The 17,973-nt window shown below is 67.6% G+C and carries 16 protein-coding genes and 1 riboswitch; of the genes, 7 read left to right on the top strand and 9 right to left on the bottom strand.

Going from position 1 to position 17,973, the window contains the following annotated elements:
• Window positions 1-12 precede the first annotated feature (12 nt).
• Complete coding sequence (locus ABH900_RS16225) at window positions 13-969, top strand: cation diffusion facilitator family transporter (protein WP_429624166.1); 957 nt, start codon at window positions 13-15, stop codon at window positions 967-969.
• Between the two features lie 111 nt (window positions 970-1,080).
• Entirely contained in the window at window positions 1,081-1,506 is a 426-nt protein-coding gene (locus ABH900_RS16220; protein ID WP_025875738.1) for an organic hydroperoxide resistance protein, read from the top strand.
• Between the two features lie 331 nt (window positions 1,507-1,837).
• Here ABH900_RS16220 and mmsB read toward each other — a convergent pair whose 3' ends face one another.
• Genes mmsB through ABH900_RS16195 form a run of 5 tightly spaced genes read right to left on the bottom strand, consistent with a single transcriptional unit; the run spans window position 1,838 to window position 7,371 of the window.
• Window positions 1,838-2,728, bottom strand: a complete 891-nt coding sequence (gene mmsB, locus ABH900_RS16215; protein WP_164089585.1) for a 3-hydroxyisobutyrate dehydrogenase — start codon at window positions 2,726-2,728, stop codon at window positions 1,838-1,840.
• On the bottom strand, window positions 2,725-3,894 hold the full coding sequence (locus tag ABH900_RS16210; RefSeq protein ID WP_429624165.1) for an enoyl-CoA hydratase/isomerase family protein: 1,170 nt from the start codon (window positions 3,892-3,894) through the stop codon (window positions 2,725-2,727). The genes mmsB and ABH900_RS16210 overlap by 4 nt, the downstream gene beginning before the upstream one ends.
• The gene (locus tag ABH900_RS16205; RefSeq protein ID WP_429624164.1) at window positions 3,891-4,688 is read right to left on the bottom strand and encodes an enoyl-CoA hydratase; all 798 of its coding nucleotides are present in this window, start codon (window positions 4,686-4,688) and stop codon (window positions 3,891-3,893) included. The genes ABH900_RS16210 and ABH900_RS16205 overlap by 4 nt, the downstream gene beginning before the upstream one ends.
• The gene (locus ABH900_RS16200) at window positions 4,685-5,851 is read right to left on the bottom strand and encodes an acyl-CoA dehydrogenase family protein (protein WP_429624163.1); all 1,167 of its coding nucleotides are present in this window, start codon (window positions 5,849-5,851) and stop codon (window positions 4,685-4,687) included. The genes ABH900_RS16205 and ABH900_RS16200 overlap by 4 nt, the downstream gene beginning before the upstream one ends.
• 14 nt (window positions 5,852-5,865) lie before the next feature.
• The gene (locus ABH900_RS16195) at window positions 5,866-7,371 is read right to left on the bottom strand and encodes a CoA-acylating methylmalonate-semialdehyde dehydrogenase (RefSeq protein WP_429624162.1); all 1,506 of its coding nucleotides are present in this window, start codon (window positions 7,369-7,371) and stop codon (window positions 5,866-5,868) included.
• A gap of 115 nt (window positions 7,372-7,486) precedes the next feature.
• Between ABH900_RS16195 and ABH900_RS16190 the strand changes: the two genes are divergently transcribed.
• Both ABH900_RS16190 and ABH900_RS16185 read left to right on the top strand, forming a co-directional pair.
• Window positions 7,487-8,854, top strand: coding sequence for a helix-turn-helix domain-containing protein (locus tag ABH900_RS16190; protein WP_429624161.1), 1,368 nt, complete (start codon window positions 7,487-7,489; stop codon window positions 8,852-8,854).
• A 287-nt stretch (window positions 8,855-9,141) separates the two neighbouring features.
• On the top strand, window positions 9,142-10,095 hold the full coding sequence (locus tag ABH900_RS16185) for a DUF1028 domain-containing protein (protein ID WP_429624160.1): 954 nt from the start codon (window positions 9,142-9,144) through the stop codon (window positions 10,093-10,095).
• A gap of 100 nt (window positions 10,096-10,195) precedes the next feature.
• On the opposite strand, the gene ABH900_RS16180 is transcribed toward ABH900_RS16185, so the two are convergent.
• Window positions 10,196-12,043, bottom strand: coding sequence for an RpoH suppressor (locus tag ABH900_RS16180; protein ID WP_429624159.1), 1,848 nt, complete (start codon window positions 12,041-12,043; stop codon window positions 10,196-10,198).
• Window positions 12,044-12,182: 139 nt separating this feature from the next.
• Window positions 12,183-12,411, top strand: a riboswitch (cobalamin riboswitch).
• Window positions 12,412-12,586: 175 nt separating this feature from the next.
• Here ABH900_RS16180 and ABH900_RS16175 point away from each other — a divergent pair.
• Together ABH900_RS16175 and pncA are read left to right on the top strand one after the other, a co-directional pair.
• Entirely contained in the window at window positions 12,587-13,258 is a 672-nt protein-coding gene (locus tag ABH900_RS16175; RefSeq protein ID WP_429624158.1) for an epoxyqueuosine reductase QueH, read from the top strand.
• Window positions 13,259-13,313: 55 nt separating this feature from the next.
• On the top strand, window positions 13,314-13,940 hold the full coding sequence (pncA, locus tag ABH900_RS16170) for a bifunctional nicotinamidase/pyrazinamidase (RefSeq protein WP_429624157.1): 627 nt from the start codon (window positions 13,314-13,316) through the stop codon (window positions 13,938-13,940).
• Between the two features lie 33 nt (window positions 13,941-13,973).
• Here the strand turns inward: pncA and purU are convergent, their stop codons facing one another.
• The gene (gene purU, locus ABH900_RS16165; protein ID WP_429624255.1) at window positions 13,974-14,825 is read right to left on the bottom strand and encodes a formyltetrahydrofolate deformylase; all 852 of its coding nucleotides are present in this window, start codon (window positions 14,823-14,825) and stop codon (window positions 13,974-13,976) included.
• Between the two features lie 114 nt (window positions 14,826-14,939).
• Here purU and ABH900_RS16160 point away from each other — a divergent pair, with 114 nt between their 5' ends.
• Window positions 14,940-15,851: a LysR family transcriptional regulator gene (locus ABH900_RS16160; protein WP_429624156.1), complete on the top strand. Its 912-nt coding sequence runs from the start codon at window positions 14,940-14,942 to the stop codon at window positions 15,849-15,851.
• Between the two features lie 3 nt (window positions 15,852-15,854).
• Here the strand turns inward: ABH900_RS16160 and ABH900_RS16155 are convergent, their stop codons facing one another.
• On the bottom strand, window positions 15,855-16,955 hold the full coding sequence (locus ABH900_RS16155) for an NADH:flavin oxidoreductase/NADH oxidase (RefSeq protein WP_429624155.1): 1,101 nt from the start codon (window positions 16,953-16,955) through the stop codon (window positions 15,855-15,857).
• Between the two features lie 169 nt (window positions 16,956-17,124).
• Window positions 17,125-17,931, bottom strand: coding sequence for an NAD-dependent protein deacetylase (locus ABH900_RS16150; RefSeq protein WP_429624154.1), 807 nt, complete (start codon window positions 17,929-17,931; stop codon window positions 17,125-17,127).
• Window positions 17,932-17,973 lie beyond the last annotated feature (42 nt).

The raw sequence follows: 17,973 nt of genomic DNA, 5'->3' as shown, positions 1-17,973 counted from the left end.
CCGGATTCCTGCATGCCCGCCACCGCTGAACGCTATTTCGACCCCCGCACCGAACAAGGCGTGCTGCGCCTGTCAATCGCCGGCGCATTGCTGCTGGCGGTGGCCGCGGTGGTGTTCGGCCTGCTGGCCAATTCCTCACTGATCATCTTCGACGGCATCTACGGCCTGATCGATGTGGTGATGACCTGGCTGTCGCTGCTGGTCGCACGGTTGATCGCGCTGTCCACCAGTACCGATGCCGTGCAGTCGCGGCTCAACCAGCGCTTCACCATGGGCTTCTGGCACCTGGAGCCGATCGTGCTGGGCGTGAGCGGCACGCTGATGATCGGCGCGGCGCTGTACGCGCTGGTCAATGCGGTGGACGCGTTGATGTCCGGTGGGCGCCATATCGCGCTCGGCCCGGCAATGATTTTCGCCGGCCTGTCACTGGTAGCCGAGAGCGCGCTGGCGTGGTTCGTGCTGCGCGCCAACCGCCGCATCGGTTCGGAGTTCATTGCGCTGGATGCGAAGAACTGGGTGGTGGCGGCAAGCATGTCGGCCTGCTACCTGGTCGCCTTCCTCGGCGGCGTATTGGTGCAGGGCACTTCGTGGGCGTGGGTTGGGCCGTACATCGATCCGGCCATCCTCGCCTTCGTCTGCGTGCTGGTGATGATCGCCCCGCTGGGCACCGTGCGCCGGGCGCTGGCCGGCATCCTGCTGGTCACCCCGCCGGAGCTGCAGGCACACGTGGATGCGGTGGCACGCGGGATCGTCGCCAAGCATGGCTTCGTCGAGCACCGCAGCTATGTCGCGCAGGTGGGGCGTGGCGAGCAGATCGAGCTGTTCTTCGTGGTGCCGGAAAACGATCCACCGCGGCCGCTGGTGGAGTGGGACCAGTTGCGCGACGAGATCGGCGATGCACTCGGCGAAGCCTCGCCGGACCGCTGGCTGACCATCATGTTCACCACCGACCGCGAGTGGACGATCTAGACCAGCAGGACGATTGGTCAAGTTTTACGTACGCAGTGCAACCCAACGTACGTAAAAACCAGGCAAAGTAAGCTCCAACGCACCACCCACCCACTCACCAGGAGCATCCCGATGTCCATCGAAAAGGTTCTGTACACCGCCCAGGCCACCTCCACCGGCGGCCGTGAAGGCCGTTCCGTCTCCTCCGACAACGTGCTGGACATCCAGCTGTCGACCCCGCGCGAGCTGGGTGGCGCGGGCGGCCCGGGCACCAACCCGGAGCAGCTGTTCGCAGCAGGCTACTCGGCCTGCTTCCTGGGCGCGCTGAAGTTCGTGGCCGGCCAGGCCAAGGTCGCGCTGCCGGCCGACACCACCGTGACCGGCAAGGTCGGCATCGGCCAGATTCCCACCGGTTTCGGCATTGAAGCCGAGCTGACCATCAGCGTGCCGGGCGTGCCGCGCGAGCAGGTGGAAGAGCTGGTGCAGAAGGCGCACATCGTGTGCCCGTACTCCAACGCCACCCGCGGCAACATCGACGTGACGCTGATCGTTGCCTGATGCGGAAGGGGTCGGATCCCTTTGCCAGCGGCAAGGGGCTCTGACCCCACTGCGGCATATCGGGGTCAGAGCCCTTTCGCGATGCGAAAGGGATCCGCCCTCCGGCTAGAAAAAATGGGCGGATGCCGGTCGAAACCGGGCATCCGCCCATCCCACCTCGGGTGGGCCCCGGCACGTGGCCAGGGACGCATTCGCTTCTGCAGAGCCGCGCATGGGCTTGGCTTTACAGGGGCCAGCGCGCATCCATCCTGCTGGAGGAGAGCCCCCTTGTTGTTCAAGGGGGCGCGCCTACGGCGCGGGGATAAGGTGGAATGCGCGGGCCAGCGACCGGTTACCGGTCGCTGGTGATGAGCTGCACGACGCTGGAGAAATCCAGCTTGCCGCGGCCGGCCTGGTGATTCATCGAGTACAGGTTGCGGGCCACTTCGCCCAGCGGAATGGAGGCACCGACACTCATCGCCGCTTCCACCGCCAGGCCCATGTCCTTCAGCATCAGGTCGCTGCCGAAGCCGCCGCTGTAGCCGCGCGATGCCGGCGCATTTTCCAGCACGCCCGGCCACGGGTTGCACACTTCGGTGGCCCAGCTGCGGCCGGTGCTGACCGCCATCATCTGCGACAGCACCTTCGGGTCCAGGCCGTGCGCCACACCGAGCGCGATGGCTTCACCGGTCACCGCCATGATCACGCCCAGCGCCATGTTGTTGCACAGCTTGGCGACCTGGCCTGCGCCGCTGGCACCCACATGGAAGATGTTCTTGCCCATTGCCTGCAGCACCGGGCGCGCGCGTTCCAGCGCGTCCTCTTCGCCACCGACGATGAAGGTCAGCGTGCCCGCCTGCGCGCCAGCAGTACCGCCGGACACCGGCGCATCGATCATCTGCAGGCCACGCGCGGCGGCGGCTTCGGACACCTTGCGGGCGCTGGCCGGTGCGATCGTGCTGCAGTCGATGACCAGCGCGCCCGCAGGAATCGCAGCAAGGATGCCGTCATCGCCCAGGTACACGCCTTCGACGTGGCGGCTGGCCGGCAGCATCGAGATCACCACCTCGGCATCGGCCAGGGTTTCGCGCGCCGACGCGGCGGCGCTGGCGCCGGCATCGACGGCAGCCTGCACTGCGGCAGGAACCAGATCGAACACACGCACGCTGTGGCCGTTCTTGACCAGATTGGCGGCCATCGGGCCGCCCATGTTGCCCAACCCAATGAATGCAATGCGGCTCATGCAAGGCTCCTTTCAGCAAGGGAAGACCCCAGGTCGGCCAGCGGATGCGCGGCATCGGCCCAGGGGGATGCGAAGAACGTATCGGCCCACGCGCCGGTGGCCTCGACCAACGTGGCCGGGTTCCACTGCGGATTGCGGTCCTTGTCGATCAGCAGCGCGCGGATGCCTTCGGCGAAATCACCGTGGGCAGCGCAGTGCAGAGCGGTGATGTATTCCAGCCGGTAGACGCTGGCCAGGTCCTGGCCGGCGCTGCGACGCTGCAGTTCGAAGGCCAGCCGTGCCGAGCCAGGCGCACCTGCGGCCAGGGTCTTCTGTGCGGCCTGCAACCAGGCATCATCGGTCTGCAGGGTGCTGATGCGATCGATGATGGCGGCCAGATCGTCGCCTTCGCACAACGCGTCGACCTGCGCGGCATTGGCCAGCAGCGGGCCGGTCACCGCATCGCTGGCGAACGACAACAGCAGCTGTGACAGGCGCTCGTGGTTGTGTGCGGCGTCGGCAGACCACGCCACCTGCAGCAGCGCATCGAACACCGTGCTGCGACGTTCTTCGGCCACATGCACGTCGGCCAGGCCGGCGTAGATCGCGTCGCCCGCGTTGAGCAGCGCGCCGGTCAGGGCCAGGAACAGGCCACCACGGCCAGGCACGCGCGGCAGCAGCCAGCTGCCACCGACGTCCGGGAACAGGCCGACGGTGATTTCCGGGAAGGCCAGCTTGGAACACTCGCTGACCACGCGGTGGCTGGCACCGGACATCAGGCCGATGCCGCCGCCCATCACGATGCCATGGCCCCAGCACAGGATCGGCTTGGCGTAGGTGTGGATCAGGTAATCGACGCGGTATTCGACGTCGAAGAACTCGGCGGCGTAGTCGTTCCCGCGGATATCACTGCGGCCCGCCTCGCGGTACGCACGCATGCTCTGGTAGAGGCTGTGCAGGTCGCCACCGGCGCAGAACGCCTTCTCACCGGCGCCCTGCAGCACCACCATGGCGATGCCGTCGTCGTCGGCCCAGGCATTCAACTGCTTCAGCAGCAGGTGCGCCATCGGCAGCGAGAAACCGTTGAGCGTGCGCGGCGCATTGAGCGTGGCGATGCCGATGCGCATGCCATTGCCGGCGACGCGCTCTTCGAACAGTACCGGCGCTTCGTCGGCAACCGTGCTCATGCGTTCTTCCACTGCGCGGCGCGCTTTTCCAGGAAGGCAGTCACGCCCTCGACCTGGTCGGCGGTGTCGAACAGGTCGACGAAGGCTTCGCGCTCGGCCACCAGCGCCGAGGCGTGGGTGCCGGTGCGGGTGGAGTGCACCAGGGTCTTGCAGGCAGCGATGCTGGTCGGGCTCTGCTTGCCGGCCTTCTTCGCCCACTCCAGCGCCAACGCCTTGGCTTCGCCCTTGCCGACCTTTTCTTCGGCAAGGCCAATCCGCAGCGCGGTCTCGGCGTTGATGCGCTCACCCAGCAGGATCATGCGCTTGGCCCAGCCCTCGCCGACCAGGCGCGGCAGGTTCTGGGTGCCACCGGCGCACGGCAGCAGGCCGACGGTGGCCTCCGGCAGCGCGACCTGGGCGTGCTCTTCGATGATGCGCAGGTCGCAGGCCAACGCGCATTCCAGGCCACCGCCCATCGCGTAGCCGTTGATCGCAGCGATCGACACGCCGCGGAACGCAGACAGCGCTTCGAAGGCTTCGCCGAAACGGCGCGCGGCTTCGCGTGCAGCGGCCTTGTCGCCGGAGGCGAACTGGTTGAGGTCGGCACCGGCGGAGAAGAACTTCTCGCCGTCACCGGTGATCACCAGTGCATAGATCTCGCGATCCGCGTTGAGCGCGCCCACCAGGTCGCGCAACGCCGACAGGCTGTGCACGGTCCAGGTGTGCGCCGGCGGGTTGTTCAGAGTGACCACGGCGGTGTGACCATCCACCTCGACCTTCAGGCCCACGTGCTCCTGGGTACGCCAATCCTTCATCGCAGTTCCTCTTCGGTATTGAGCAGGTGACGGGCAACGATCACCCGCATGATCTCGTTGGTGCCTTCCAGGATCTGGTGCACGCGGCTGTCGCGCAGCAGGCGCTCGATCGGATACTCGCGGATGTAGCCGTAGCCACCGTGGATCTGCAGGGCTTCGTTGCAGATGTTGAAGCCGGCATCGGTGGCAAAACGCTTGGCCATCGCACACCACACGTTGGCATCGCTGGCACCGGCATCGAGCTTGCGCGCAGCGGTGTGCACCATCTGCCGCGCGGCGACCAGTTCGATGGCCATGTCGGCCAGCTTGAACTGCAGCGCCTGGAACTCGGCCAGCACCTTGCCGAACTGGCGACGCTCGCCCATGTAGCGGCGTGCGGCATCCAGTGCGCCCTGCGCGGCACCCAGCGAACAGGCGGCGATGTTGATGCGGCCACCATCGAGCCCCTTCATCGCCAGCTTGAAGCCGCCGCCTTCCTCTCCCAGAAGGTGGCTGACCGGCACGCGGACGTTTTCGAAGGTGATGCCGCGGGTGGGCTGGCTGTTCCAGCCCATCTTCTCCTCCTTGCGGCCGAAGCTGATGCCCGGCAGGTCGGCGGGCACCGCGATGGCGCTGACACCACCGGCACCGGCGCCGCCGGTGCGTGCCATCACCACCAGCAGCTCGGTGGCACCGGCGCCGGAAATGAAAGCCTTCGAGCCGTTCAGCACGAAGTGCTCGCCATCACGTATGGCGGTGGTCTTCAGCGAGGCCGCATCGGAACCAGCGCCCGGTTCGGTCAGGCAGTACGAGGCCAGCTTGAGGCCGACGGCCAGATCCTGGCCCCATGCATCGCGCAGTGCCGGTTGGCCCCACTTGGACACCATCCACGAGGCCATGTTGTGGATGCTGATGTAGGCCGCCGTCGACGGATCGACGTTGGCGAGCTCCTCGATGACGACGGCGGCGTCCAGACGGCTCAGGCCGCTGCCGCCCACTTCCGGGTCCATGTACAGACCGCAGAAGCCCAGTTCACCGGCCTTGGCGATCGCCTCGCGCGGAAAGATGCCCTCCGCATCCCATCGCGCGGCGTGCGGCGCCAGTTCGGCCTGTGCGAAGTCGCGCGCAGCCTCGCGGTACGCCTGCTGTGCTTCTTCCAGTTCCGTCGTCATCGAGTGGCTCATGGCTGCTCCTGCCGTTACTTCAGGCTGATCGTGGTGTTGACGCCGTGGCTCAGCGTTTCGTCATCGAACCAGCGCGCGGTGACGGTCTTGGTCTGGGTGTAGAACAACACCACCTGCTTGCCGTACGGGCCCAGATCGCCCAGCTTGGAGGCGCGCGAACCGGTGAACGAGAACAGCGGCACCGGCACCGGGATCGGCACGTTGATACCGACCTGGCCGACGTCGATGTCTTCCTGGAACTTGCGCGCGGCCGCACCGGACTGGGTGAACAGTGCGGTGCCGTTGCCGTTCGGGTTGCTGTTGACCATGGCAATGGCTTCATCCAGCGTTTCCGCTTCGAGGATCACCAGCACCGGCCCGAAGATTTCTTCCTGGTAGATGCGCATGTCGGTGGTGACACCGGCAAAGATGGTCGGGCCGACGAAGTTGCCCTTCTCGAAGCCATCCACTTGCGGCCTGCGCCCATCCAGCACCAGCTTGGCACCCTGCTCCGCACCCGAAGCGATCAGGCCTTCCACGCGCTCGCGCGCGCTGCAGGAGATGACCGGGCCCACGTCGGTGCCGGCAACGGTGCCGCCGCTGACCTTCAGGGTCTTGGCCTTCTCGACCAGGTCCTGCACCCAACCGCGTGCTTCGCCGACCAGCACCAGGGTGGAGGCGGCCATGCAGCGCTGACCGGCCGCACCGAAAGCGGCGCCGACCATCGCGTTGAGGGTCTGTTCCTTGTTGGCGTCCGGCAGCACCACCGCGTGGTTCTTGGCGCCCATCATGCACTGCACGCGCTTGCCGGCCAGCGAGGCGCGGTTGTAGACGTGGGTGCCGACGCGGGTGGAACCGACGAACGACACGGCCTTGATGTCCGGGTGGTCGCAGATCGCGTTGACCACTTCTTCGCCGCCGTGCACCACGTTCAGCACGCCCTTCGGGATGCCTGCTTCCAGCGCCAGTTCGACCAGGCGCATGGTGACCATCGGGTCCTGTTCGGACGGCTTGAGGATGAAGGTGTTGCCGGTGGCGATCGCCATCGGGAACATCCACAGCGGAATCATCGCCGGGAAGTTGAACGGGGTGATGCCCGCGCATACGCCCAGCGGCTGCATGATCGAGTAGGTGTCCACGCCGTTGGCCACGTTGTTGGCCAGCTCGCCCAGCTGCAGGTTGCCGATGGCAGCGGCGTGCTCGACCACTTCCAGGCCGCGGAACACATCGCCTTCGGCGTCCGGCAGGGTCTTGCCCTGTTCGGCGGTGAGGATGTGCGCCAACTCGCTCATGTTCTCGCGGATCAGCTGCTGGTACTTCAGGAAAATGCGCGCACGGGTACCGATCGGCGTCTTGCGCCAGGTCTTGAAGGCCTCCTTGGCGGCAGCGACAGCGGCGTCGACTTCGCTGGCAGTAGCGAACGGCACCTGGGCCAGCACGTCCTGGGTGGCCGGATTGATCACGTCCTGCCAGTGGGAGGTGGCCGATTCAACGAACTGGCCATCGATCAGCATGCGGATACGGGGCGCTGCAACAGTCATGACGACAATCCCACGGGGTGCGAAAGATGCTTGGCATTATTCACAGCGCCCACCTCGATTTCCGGGCTGAACCCGCTTAATCTGGTCAACGTGACCCACGATTCCTGTTAATTTTGTGAATTATTCAGCCTCCCAGCGACAACTCGGCCTGCGCCTGCTGCGGCTGCGCGAGCAGCGCGGTTACAGCCAGGCCGACCTGGCACGGGCGCTGGGGCTGTCGGCCAGCTACCTGAACCAGATCGAGCGCAACAAGCGCCCGCTGACCCCTGCGGTGCAGAAGAAGCTGGGCCAGGTACTCGGCGATGTTTCCGCCCTGTTCGACGAGGATGAGCCCGCTGCACTGCAGGAAGCACTGGGCGAGACCCTGCGCGACCTCGGCCTGGCCGAGGTCAGCGCCACCGAACTGCGCGCCCTGGCCGGCAACCTGCCGCAGGTCAGCCGCGCGCTGCTGGACCTGCACCGGCGCCACCTGGCCCTGCGCGAACATGCCGCCGCACTGGAATTCCAGCTGGGCGAGCCTGGCGTCGGCAGCACCCTGCCGGCTGGCGACCAGGTGCGTGAGTTCTTCAACCGCATGCACAACCACATTCCGGAACTGGATGAACTGGCCGAGGGCCTGTTCGGCGAGTGGGGGCTGTCGCCCGGGCACGTGGCCCCGCGCCTGCGCCAGCTGCTTGCCGACCGTCATGGCGTACTGGTGGAAGTGGCCGCGCTGCAGGCTGGGCGCGAGAAGCGCCAGTACGACGCCGGCACGCGCCGGCTGTGGCTGCCGGACTACCTGGAGCCGGGCCAGCAGGCGTTCCAGATGGCCGCCGAGCTGGCCCTGCGCGGCTATCTGCCGCAGATCGATGCGGTGGTGGCACGCGCCGGGTTCACCGATGAGGCGCGCATCGCGCAGGCCCGCATCGGCCTGTCGAACTATTTCGCCGGCGCGCTGGTGATGCCATACATGCGTTTTCTGCGCGCGGCCGAGGCCAGCAACTACGACATCGAACTGCTGGCGCACCAGTTCGGCGTCGGATTCGAGGCGGTCTGCCATCGGCTGAGCACGCTGGCGCGCCGCAGTGCGCCCGGGCTGCCGTTCTTCTTCATCCGCGTGGACCGCGCCGGCAATGTGTCCAAGCGCCATTCGGCCACCGATTTCCACTTCTCGCAGGTGGGCGGCTCCTGCCCGCTGTGGATCGTCTACGAGGCGTTCAACCAGCCTGGGCGCATCCTCACCCAGACCGCACGCATGCCCGACGGCCGCCGCCATTTCTGGCTGGCGCGGCAGGTCAGCAGCGGCCCGGTGGGCCATGGCCAGCCGCGCAAGACCTTCGCGGTCGCGCTCGGCTGCGACCTGCAGCACGCCGAACGCCTGGTGTATTCGCTGGGGCTGGACGTGCAGAGCCCGGGCAACTCGGTCTCGATCGGCCCAGGCTGCCGAGTGTGCCCGCGCGAGGACTGCATGCAGCGCGCGTTCGCGCAGTTGCCGGGAAGGTAGGGGTTGGTTCGGCAGGGCTGCGCCCTGCACCCGCCGAATCAACGTCAACGTCAAAAGGCTGCATTCCGTGGGATCGCGGGGTGGGTCCGCCTTCGACAGGTTCCTGCTGCTGTTGGTAGGTGTCGACCTTGGTCGACACGGCAGATCCACGCCATGCGCGGATGCTCTTCGACGAATGTTTGAGATATTCGATTTCGATGGACATTCATCCACGCATGGCGTGGATCTACTAAACCTTTCGTGCGTACGCTGCATCCCAATCGGGATGCCCGCCCATGGAGAAGCCCATGTTTCTGCTACGCCCTTGCCTGGCCCTGCTGCTCGCTGCCACCGCTGCACCAGCGTGGGCGACCTTTTCCATCGCGGCCTGCAATGATGCGGGCGACTGCGGCGTGGCAGTGGCCACGCACAATCTCGGCGTTGGCGGCGTCGGCGTGCCGTGGGCACAGGCCAGGGTGGGCGCCGTCGCCAGCCAGTTCGAAACCAATCTGACCTACGGCTCGAAGGGACTGGCCCTGCTGGCCAAGGGCCGCACGCCTGCACAGGTCCTGAAACAACTGCTCGATGAAGACGGTGATTTCGATGGCACCACCGTGGCCGAGCGCCAGGTGGGGCTGGTCAGCGCGCGTGGCGGCAATGCGCAGTACACCGGCGCCACCGCACAGCAGGCCGCGTGGGCAGGCGCGCACGGCGAGGGCAGGTTGAGCGTGCAGGGCAATGGCCTGGCCGGGCCGGAGGTGCTGGCCGCCATGCAGCGCAGCTTCGACGCATCGCGCGGTGCGCTGGCGGCGCGTCTGCTGGTGGCGCTGGAGGCCGGCCAGGCGGCGGGCGGCCAGCGCAGCGGACAGTGGTCGGCCGCGCTGCTGGTGCGCACACCTGGCGGCGACTGGCAGGACACCGACCTGCGCGTGGACGCCGATCCGCACGCGGTGGCGCGCCTGCGCGAGCTGTACGACATGCGCCTGTCCAACGACGCGATCATCCGCGCCGAGCAGCGCTGGGAGAAGGGCGATGTGGCCGGTGCGCGCGCGGCGCTGGCCACCTCGTTGTCGCTGGCACATGGCTGGGACCGCACCTGGGCGCGTGCGGCGCGACTGGCGATGCGGCAGGGGGATACCGCGCTCGCCCGTGAGTATCTGGCGGGCCTGCGTGCGCTCAACCCGGGCTGGGTGAAGCAGGAACTGGCGTTGCCGCTGTACGCACCACTGCAGGGAGATGCGGTGGTGGAGCCGTGGCGATAAGGCATCGCGGGGAGGGGTCAGATCCGTTTTCCTGCAGAAAACGGATCTGACCCCGATTGGAGGTGCATCCACGCATGGCGTGGATCTACCGAGGACCGGCTCAGTAGATCGGCGTCACCTTCATCTGCGGCAGCGGCCGCGGCGCGCCGTCGGTGAGGTCGGGGCCGAGGTCATCCCAGCTGCGGCCCTGCTCGACCATCAGCCCCCACAGCTGCTGTGAGCCCAACCGTTTGTCCTCCGAGCCCAGCTTGTACGACGGCGGCGTCGGCGCGCCGCTGGCGACCATTGAATAGGCCGCGCGATACGCCAGTACCTGCTGCGCCGGGTCGTCGGTGCGCGCCACTTCCAGCGTATAGCGCTGGTAGGCCGAGGCCAGGTTGCGCCAGCGTATCCAGTAGTGGTTCTCGAACGAGAACGAACAGAAGCGCGCACCGGCCAGGCTGCCCTTGTCGGCGATGCGGGTGAGCACTTCCTGCGGCATGTCCAGGTTCATGCCGCCTTCGTCGCCCTGCAGGCTGACATGCACGATGCGGTCGCGGTAGCCCGGCGCGCGCGCCTGCAGCAGGTCGCGCCAGTTCTGCATGGTCGCCACCACCGCGAACAGGAAGCGGCCCAGTTCGGCAGCGGCCAGCGGCGTGGCGATCGACTGGTAGGTGCGCTGCCAGCCATGCCGGTTCTCGGTGGGCAGGAACACCGCGTGCTCCAGCGCCTGGCGGCCGCTGCTGCCATGACTCACATCCTCGGCGTGCTGTGGGTAGACCAGGTTGATGGCGAAGGTCGGCCAGCGCGGCAACGCAGCATCGAACAGATGGATCGGGAAGTTGCTGCTGATGCCGCCATCGGAGAACCAGCAGATGCGGAACGCGGTGATCACCGGTCCGCAGGTCTGCCCGGCACTGGTCAGCCCTTCCATGCTGTCGGCCACATTGTGCTCCTGGTCGGCCGCCGGTGCGGTGGGCTCACAGCGACGCTCGCGGCGCGAGGGCTCATGCAGCGGTACCGCACTGATCAGCAGCGGGAAGCTCAGGCTCATGCGCGTGGCCACCAGCACCGGCAGCTTCGGGCCCTGCGGCAGGTGGTAGTACTGACGCCCTTCCACCTCCAATGGCGGGCCGGCCTGCTTCACCAGCCACTGCACCACGCTGGCGGGGAACAGCTGCTCGAACTCCTCACGCAGGAACCAGAACTGCGCGCCGCCCAGTGGCAGCGTGCGCGGCTCGTTGTGCGAGACACAGGTGGTGATCATCTGCAGGCTGATCGCATGCGGGCTGTCAGGCTCGCCGGCATAACGCGGTGCATCGTGCAGGTCGGCGAAGGTCAACGGCACATCCAGTGGCTTGCCCGACAGCTGCTGCAGGCAGGCATGCAACCACTCGGTCAGGGCGGGCTTGCGCGCATCGCGGCCGAGGCCGCTGCACAGGCCCAGCAGGTTGCGCCGTGCCACCCTCGCTACCCGCAGCGCGGCACCGGCCACGCCCGCGCCGTAGGCGCACAGCAGCGACGGCAGCAGGGTGGCGGCCACACCGCTCCAGCCACCGCCCCACCAGCCCAGGCCGAGCAACAGCGCCAGCGACACCAGCACTTCCAGCGGCGCGATCTCGAACACGGCAATGGCCAGGCACAGCAGCTTGCGCGGCAGTCCGGCGTTGCCGGTCAGCACCACCAGCAGCCGGTAGGCCGCCCGTGCCCCGTGTGCCGGCTGGAAAAGGCTGTAGATGAAGCCGCGCCGCGACAGTTGTGCCGATACCGCCGACAGTCCGCCGTAGCCAGCGTCGCCAGGCAGGTGTTCACCGGCCTGCTGACGACGATCACCGCAGGCCGCTGCTGCTGCCACTGCCGCGGCGATGGCTCCGGCCGACGTACCGCCGATGCTCTTGAAGCGATACTCGCGCGCCAGCGCCAGTACCGCATTCGGGTACACGATGCCGCTGGTGATGCCGCCTTTCATGACCAGATCGCAATACTTGTCTGCCACAAGCCCTCTCCCGTCCGTCGGTGTCCAGTATGGCAAGGGACGCTCTCACAACCTGAGAAATGAGCCACAGCACGGCGCGGTCTTTGGCCCTTGACCATTGCCGCCAACGGGTCCACCTTGCACACGCCGAAGGTATCCACCCCACGTTCGGATGACGGGATGGATTTAAACGGGAATCCGGTGAAGGCGCCTCGTGCGCCCATTCCGGAGCTGCCCCGCAGCGGTGAATGGAAACGAATCCTGCCAACAGCACTGGGCTTGCGCCTGGGAAGCGGCAGGTAGTAGGGGGGCTGCGGCCCGCGTCCATCAGCCCGAATACCGGCCCCGGCCGGGGGACACGACCGTCCCCTGACTCGACCTGGACTCTCCGCGGGGAGGGTGCCGGGGCCGTCGTTGTCCTGCACGTGCAGGCGGCGTGGCCACGCGCGTCCTTTTCACGGTATCCGGCCAGCCCTGTCCCCCACGCCTTGAGGCATGGGTCGCCGCCGTTGCCGGCGCTCCGTGCGGTACCTGATGATGACCGAGCTCCAACGCCCTGCCCTGACCCTGCCAGCCGACGGCCAACGCCTGCTGCTGCATTCGTGCTGCGCGCCGTGTTCCGGCGAAGTGATGGAGGCAATCACCGCCTCCGGAATCGACTACGCGATTTTCTTCTACAACCCCAACATCCACCCGGTGAAGGAGTACGAGCTGCGCAAGCAGGAGAACATCCGCTTCGCCGAACAGCACAACATTCCGTTCATCGACTGCGACTACGACACCGACAACTGGTTCAGCCGCGCGCGCGGCATGGAGAACGAGCCCGAGCGCGGCATCCGCTGCACGATGTGCTTCGACATGCGCTTCGAGCGCACCGCGCTGTACGCGCATGAACATGGCTACGACACCATCAGTTCGTCGCTGGGCATCTCGCGCTGGAAGAACATGGCGCAGATCAACGACTGCGGTATCCGTGCCGCCTCGCGCTACGAGGGCCTGCAGTACTGGGACTACAACTGGCGCAAGGGCGGTGGTGCCAGTCGCATGATCGAGATCAGCAAGCGCGAGCAGTTCTACCAGCAGGAGTACTGTGGCTGTGTGTACTCGCTGCGCGATGCCAACCGCCACCGCCGCGAGAACGGCCGCGAACGGATCAAGATCGGCCTGCTGTACTACGGACAGGACGCTGAGACGCCGCAGGGCGATTGACGTGCAGCCAGGGGGCGGCCACGCTGGTCGCCCCTTCCGTTGTGCTGGACCTGCCATGACCGCCCTGCCCGCCGATGTCGCCCTGCTGGTGATCGACCTGCAGCCGGACTTCATGCCCGGTGGCGCGCTGGCCTGCGACCAGGGCGATGCACTGGTCGCGCCGATTGCCGAACTGCTGGCGCAACGCCGCTACCGTACCGTGGTGGCCACCCAGGACTGGCACCCGGCCGACCACGCCTCGTTTGCCAGCCTGCACCCCGGCAAGCGTCCGTTCGAGACCATCCTGCTGCACGCGCAGCCACAGACCCTGTGGCCCGACCATTGTGTGCAGGGCAGCGATGGCGCCGCACTGCACCCGGCCGTGGACTGGACCGTGGCCGATCTGATCCTGCGCAAGGGCACCCGCCCACAGGTGGACTCGTACAGCGCCTTCCGCGAGAACCACGGCCCCGACGGTGAGCGCCCGCCGACCGGCCTGGCCGGCTGGCTGCACGAGCGTCGCATCCGCGAGGTGCACGTCTGCGGCCTGGCCCGCGACTACTGCGTGCTGTGGAGCGCGCAGGACGCGGTGAAATCCGGCTTCCGGGTGAAGTTCCTGTGGGACCTGACCCGGCCGGTGACCGGCGCCAACGACACGATGGTGCGCGAGGCACTGGGCAAGGCGGGGATTCCGGTCATCTGAGGCATGACCGCCGGGCATGGATCAGGTAGAACGTCAGCGGAACACCACCGTGCGGTGCCCGTTGAGCAGGATGCGGTGCTCCACATGCCGGCGCACGGCACGCGCCAGCACCAGCGATTCGGTATCGCTGCCCAGCCGCACCAGCTCGCGCGGTGCCATCGCGTGGTCCACACGGGCCACGTCCTGTTCGATGATCGGGCCTTCGTCCAGGTCTTCGGTGACGTAGTGCGCGGTGGCGCCGATGATCTTGACCCCGCGCGCGTGCGCCTGGTGATAGGGCTGCGCGCCCTTGAAGCTGGGCAGGAAGCTGTGGTGGATGTTGATCGCGCGGCCGGCCAGCGCGCGGCACAGCGTGGGTGACAGGATCTGCATGTAGCGCGCCAGCACCACCAGGTCGATGCGCTCGCGATCGACCAGGTCGATGATCTGCTGCTCCTGCGCCGCGCGCGTTTCCGCATTCACCGGCAGGTGATGGAACGGCACCTGGTAGGACGCGGCCAGCGGCGCGAAGTCGGCGTGGTTGGACGCCACCGCAGCGATATCCACCTTCAGCTGGCCACTGTGTGCGCGGAACAGCAGGTCGTTGAGGCAATGACCCTGCTTGCTGACCAGCACCAGCAGGCGCGCACGACGGCGACCATCATGCAACTGCCAATCCATGCCGAAATCGGAGGCCAGCGCGGCCATCGCGCCGTGCACGGTGTCCAGCGCCAGGCCGGCATCGCGGTCGAAGTGCACGCGCAGGAAAAAGCGGCCACTCTCCTCGTCGCCGAACTGCTGGGCGTCGAGGATGTTGCAGCCGTGGTCGAACAGCAGGCCGGACACGCGGTAGACGATACCGGTGCGGTCGGGGCAGGACAGGGTGAGGATGGAGTCGGGGCGCATCATCCGAGTGTAGGCCAGCACACCGTTGATCGGATCGTTGGTCACCAATGCAACCGAGTGGCTTGGTTCAGTCCCAAGCGATACTTGGGGCCTCCCGTGGCAAGCTGGTCGGTCATGAACCTGTTGCAATTGATCCGCAGCTTCACCCGCACCGCAGAGACCGGCAGCATTGCCGCTGCGGCCCGCGTTCTGGGCATCAGCGCCACCGCAGTCGGCCAGAACATCAACCGGCTCGAGGCCCATCTGGGCGTACGGTTGCTGAACCGCAGCACGCGCCAGCTGGCCCTCAGCGAGGCCGGTGCGCTGTATCTGGCGCAGGTACGCCATATCGAGGCCGACCTTGCGCGCGCGCAGGCGATGGTCACCGCCGGTGACATCGAGCCTGCCGGGCCACTGCGCATTGCCTGCAGCAGCGCGTTCGGCCGCCACGTGCTGGCGCCGTTGCTGCCATCACTGCAGCAGCGCTACCCGCAACTGCAGCTGGAGCTGCGCCTGACCGACCGCGCCGTGCAGCATGGTCCGGAAGCGGTGGACGCCAGTATCCGCATCGGCGCGCAGCTCGAAGACGGTGTGGTCGCTCGGCAGCTGGCACGGGTGCCGTTCGTGTTCTGTGCCTCGCCGGCCTACCTGCAAGCACATGGCACGCCGCAGCAGCCTTCGGAGCTGGGCGGCCATCGCGGCCTGCTGCACCGCTTCCCCACCGATGGCCGGCCACTGCGCTGGGGCCTGCTGAAGGACGGCCAGCGCATGGACGCGGCGCTGCCGGCGAGCATGGTCTGCGATGACATCGATGCGCTGGCCACATTGGCCGCCGCCGGCGCGGGCATCACCCGGCTGGCGGCGTTCGTGGCCGAGCCGTACCTGCGCGATGGCCGCCTGCAGGCGGTGTTCGACGCGGACAGTGCGTGGCGCCCGGAGCCGATGGAGGTCTATTTCTGCGTCAGCGACCGCCGCGACTTCACTGCCAAGATCCGCGCGCTGTTCGAGCACCTGCAGGCCGGCATGGCGCCGGCCTGGCGGGTATGAGCATCAGCGTGTGCTGAACACGCCGCGCGCATCGCGCGGTTCGCAGCGCAGGTACTGCGGCGCCGGTACCACACTGTCGCGCAGTGCGGCGGCAGCATGCCACGGCCAGCGCGGGTCATAGAGGATGCCGCGGGCCATCGCAACGGCATCGGCGTGGCGATGGCGCAGGATCGATTCGGCCTGCTCCGGCTCGGTGATCATGCCCACCGCGATGACCGGCATGCGCACCTTGGCCTTGATCGCCGCTGCGAACGGCACCTGGTAGCCCGGGCCGACGGTGATCTTCTGGCGCTCATCCAGGCCACCGCTGGAAACGTGCAGGAAGTTGCAGCCACGCGCGTCCAGCACCTGCGCCAGCGCCTCGCTCTGCACCAGGTCCCAACCACCGTCGACCCAGTCGCTGGCGGAAATGCGCACGCCCACAGCGACCTTGTCCGATACCGCCGCGCGCACCGCGTCGAACACTTCCACCAGCAGGCGCAGGCGGTTCGGCAGCGAGCCACCGTAGCCGTCGGTGCGATGGTTGCTCAGCGGCGAGAGGAACTGGTGCAGCAGGTAACCGTGCGCAGCATGCAGCTCGATCAGCTCCAAGCCCAGGCGCTCGGCGCGCAGGGCGCTGGCAGCGAAGGCGGCGATGACCTCGACGATACCCGCCTCGTCCAGTTCCTGCGGCGCCGGATCGGCGGCATGGAACGGCAGTGGCGACGGCGCCACGGTGGCCCAGCCACGTGCGTCGTTGGCCGGCAGCTGGCCACCGCCGTCCCACGGACGGCTCACTGAGGCCTTGCGGCCGGCATGGCCCAGCTGGATGCCCAGCGGCATCGGCGACCAGCGGCGGACGCTGGTCAGCACCTGTGCCAGGGCCGCCTCGGTGCCGTCATCCCACAGGCCCAGATCGGCCCAGCTGATACGGCCGCGCGGCTCGACGGCGGTGGCTTCCAGAATCAGCAGGCCGGCACCGGATTGCGCCAGGTTGCCCAGATGCATGGCGTGCCAGTCACTGGCACGGCCATCTTCGGCGGAATACTGGCACATCGGCGCGATGACGATGCGGTTGGACAGGGTCAGGGGGCCGAACGAAATCGGCGAAAACAGCTGGGTCACGGCGATGCGGGGGACAGGCGGATAGAGGGGGCGTATTGCACCCCTGCACGGCCTGCGAATCAACCGTCTGGATGGATCGCTGTTTCGTGGGGGCGCATGAACTTGGCGCCGGGCCACGCCCGGCGGGTGTCCGATGCCGCGCTGTGCGCCCGCCGGGCGCGCCCGGGCGCTACCCGGAGGTGAACCCAGCGAGGGCCTCGGCACAATCGCGCTCGTCCTTGAACTGCAGCAGGTCGTCGGCACGGGTACGGCCACGGTTCAACGCGACCACCGGCAGACCGGCCCTGGCGGCGGCCTGCACGAAGCGGAAGCCGGAATAGACCATCAGCGAGGAGCCCACCACCAGCACCGCATCGGCCTGCTGCAGGTGGTCATGCACCACCGCCACGCGTTCACGCGGCACGTTTTCGCCGAAGAACACCACATCCGGCTTCAACAGGCCGCCGCAGTACGGGCAATCGGGCACCACGAACGCGGAAAAGTCGGTCTCCAGGTCCGCGTCGCCATCCGGGGCGATGCCGGCTTCCAGCGCATCCCAGCCGGGATTGGCATCCAGCAGCCGCTGCTGGAAATCCTCGCGGCCACCGCGACGCTCGCAGCCCATGCAGCGCACCAGATCCAGGCGACCATGCAGGTCGATCACGTTGCGGCTGCCGGCACGCTGGTGCAGGCCGTCCACGTTCTGGGTCAGCAGCACCTGCAGCTTGCCGCGGCTTTCCAGTGCGGCCAGCGCCTGGTGGCTTCCGTTGGGCCGGGCCAGGCCGAAGCGCGGCCAGCCCAGCAGGCTGCGCGCCCAGTAGCGCTGCCGGGTGGCGGCCTCGCCCATGAAGGCCTGGTAGGTCACCGGCGGCGTGCGCTTCCACTGGCCATCGGCATCGCGGTAATCGGGAATGCCCGAGGCGGTACTGCAACCGGCGCCGGTCAGCACGAACAGGCGCTGGGCGCGGTCGATGAAGTCGGTCAGCGGCAGGGTCATGGCAGCCAGATGGGGGCGCTCAGGCGCCCCCGCAAGCAGGGG

Source organism: Stenotrophomonas sp. AN71 (assembly GCF_050435725.1).
Classification (GTDB): Bacteria; Pseudomonadota; Gammaproteobacteria; order Xanthomonadales; family Xanthomonadaceae; genus Stenotrophomonas.
Note: the sequence above shows the minus strand (reverse complement) of the source record. Positions and strands in the feature narration are given on the sequence as shown.

Coding starts and splice junctions, on each gene's coding strand:
- ABH900_RS16200 (WP_429624163.1), bottom strand. CDS start 5,851: ATGAGCCACTCGATGACGACGGAACTGGAAGAAGCACAGCAGGCGTAC.
- ABH900_RS16175 (WP_429624158.1), top strand. CDS start 12,587: ATGACCGAGCTCCAACGCCCTGCCCTGACCCTGCCAGCCGACGGCCAA.
- ABH900_RS16220 (WP_025875738.1), top strand. CDS start 1,081: ATGTCCATCGAAAAGGTTCTGTACACCGCCCAGGCCACCTCCACCGGC.
- ABH900_RS16150 (WP_429624154.1), bottom strand. CDS start 17,931: ATGACCCTGCCGCTGACCGACTTCATCGACCGCGCCCAGCGCCTGTTC.
- ABH900_RS16185 (WP_429624160.1), top strand. CDS start 9,142: ATGTTTCTGCTACGCCCTTGCCTGGCCCTGCTGCTCGCTGCCACCGCT.
- pncA (WP_429624157.1), top strand. CDS start 13,314: ATGACCGCCCTGCCCGCCGATGTCGCCCTGCTGGTGATCGACCTGCAG.
- ABH900_RS16180 (WP_429624159.1), bottom strand. CDS start 12,043: ATGAAAGGCGGCATCACCAGCGGCATCGTGTACCCGAATGCGGTACTG.
- mmsB (WP_164089585.1), bottom strand. CDS start 2,728: ATGAGCCGCATTGCATTCATTGGGTTGGGCAACATGGGCGGCCCGATG.
- ABH900_RS16225 (WP_429624166.1), top strand. CDS start 13: ATGCCCGCCACCGCTGAACGCTATTTCGACCCCCGCACCGAACAAGGC.
- ABH900_RS16195 (WP_429624162.1), bottom strand. CDS start 7,371: ATGACTGTTGCAGCGCCCCGTATCCGCATGCTGATCGATGGCCAGTTC.
- ABH900_RS16160 (WP_429624156.1), top strand. CDS start 14,940: ATGAACCTGTTGCAATTGATCCGCAGCTTCACCCGCACCGCAGAGACC.
- purU (WP_429624255.1), bottom strand. CDS start 14,825: ATGCGCCCCGACTCCATCCTCACCCTGTCCTGCCCCGACCGCACCGGT.
- ABH900_RS16210 (WP_429624165.1), bottom strand. CDS start 3,894: ATGAGCACGGTTGCCGACGAAGCGCCGGTACTGTTCGAAGAGCGCGTC.
- ABH900_RS16205 (WP_429624164.1), bottom strand. CDS start 4,688: ATGAAGGATTGGCGTACCCAGGAGCACGTGGGCCTGAAGGTCGAGGTG.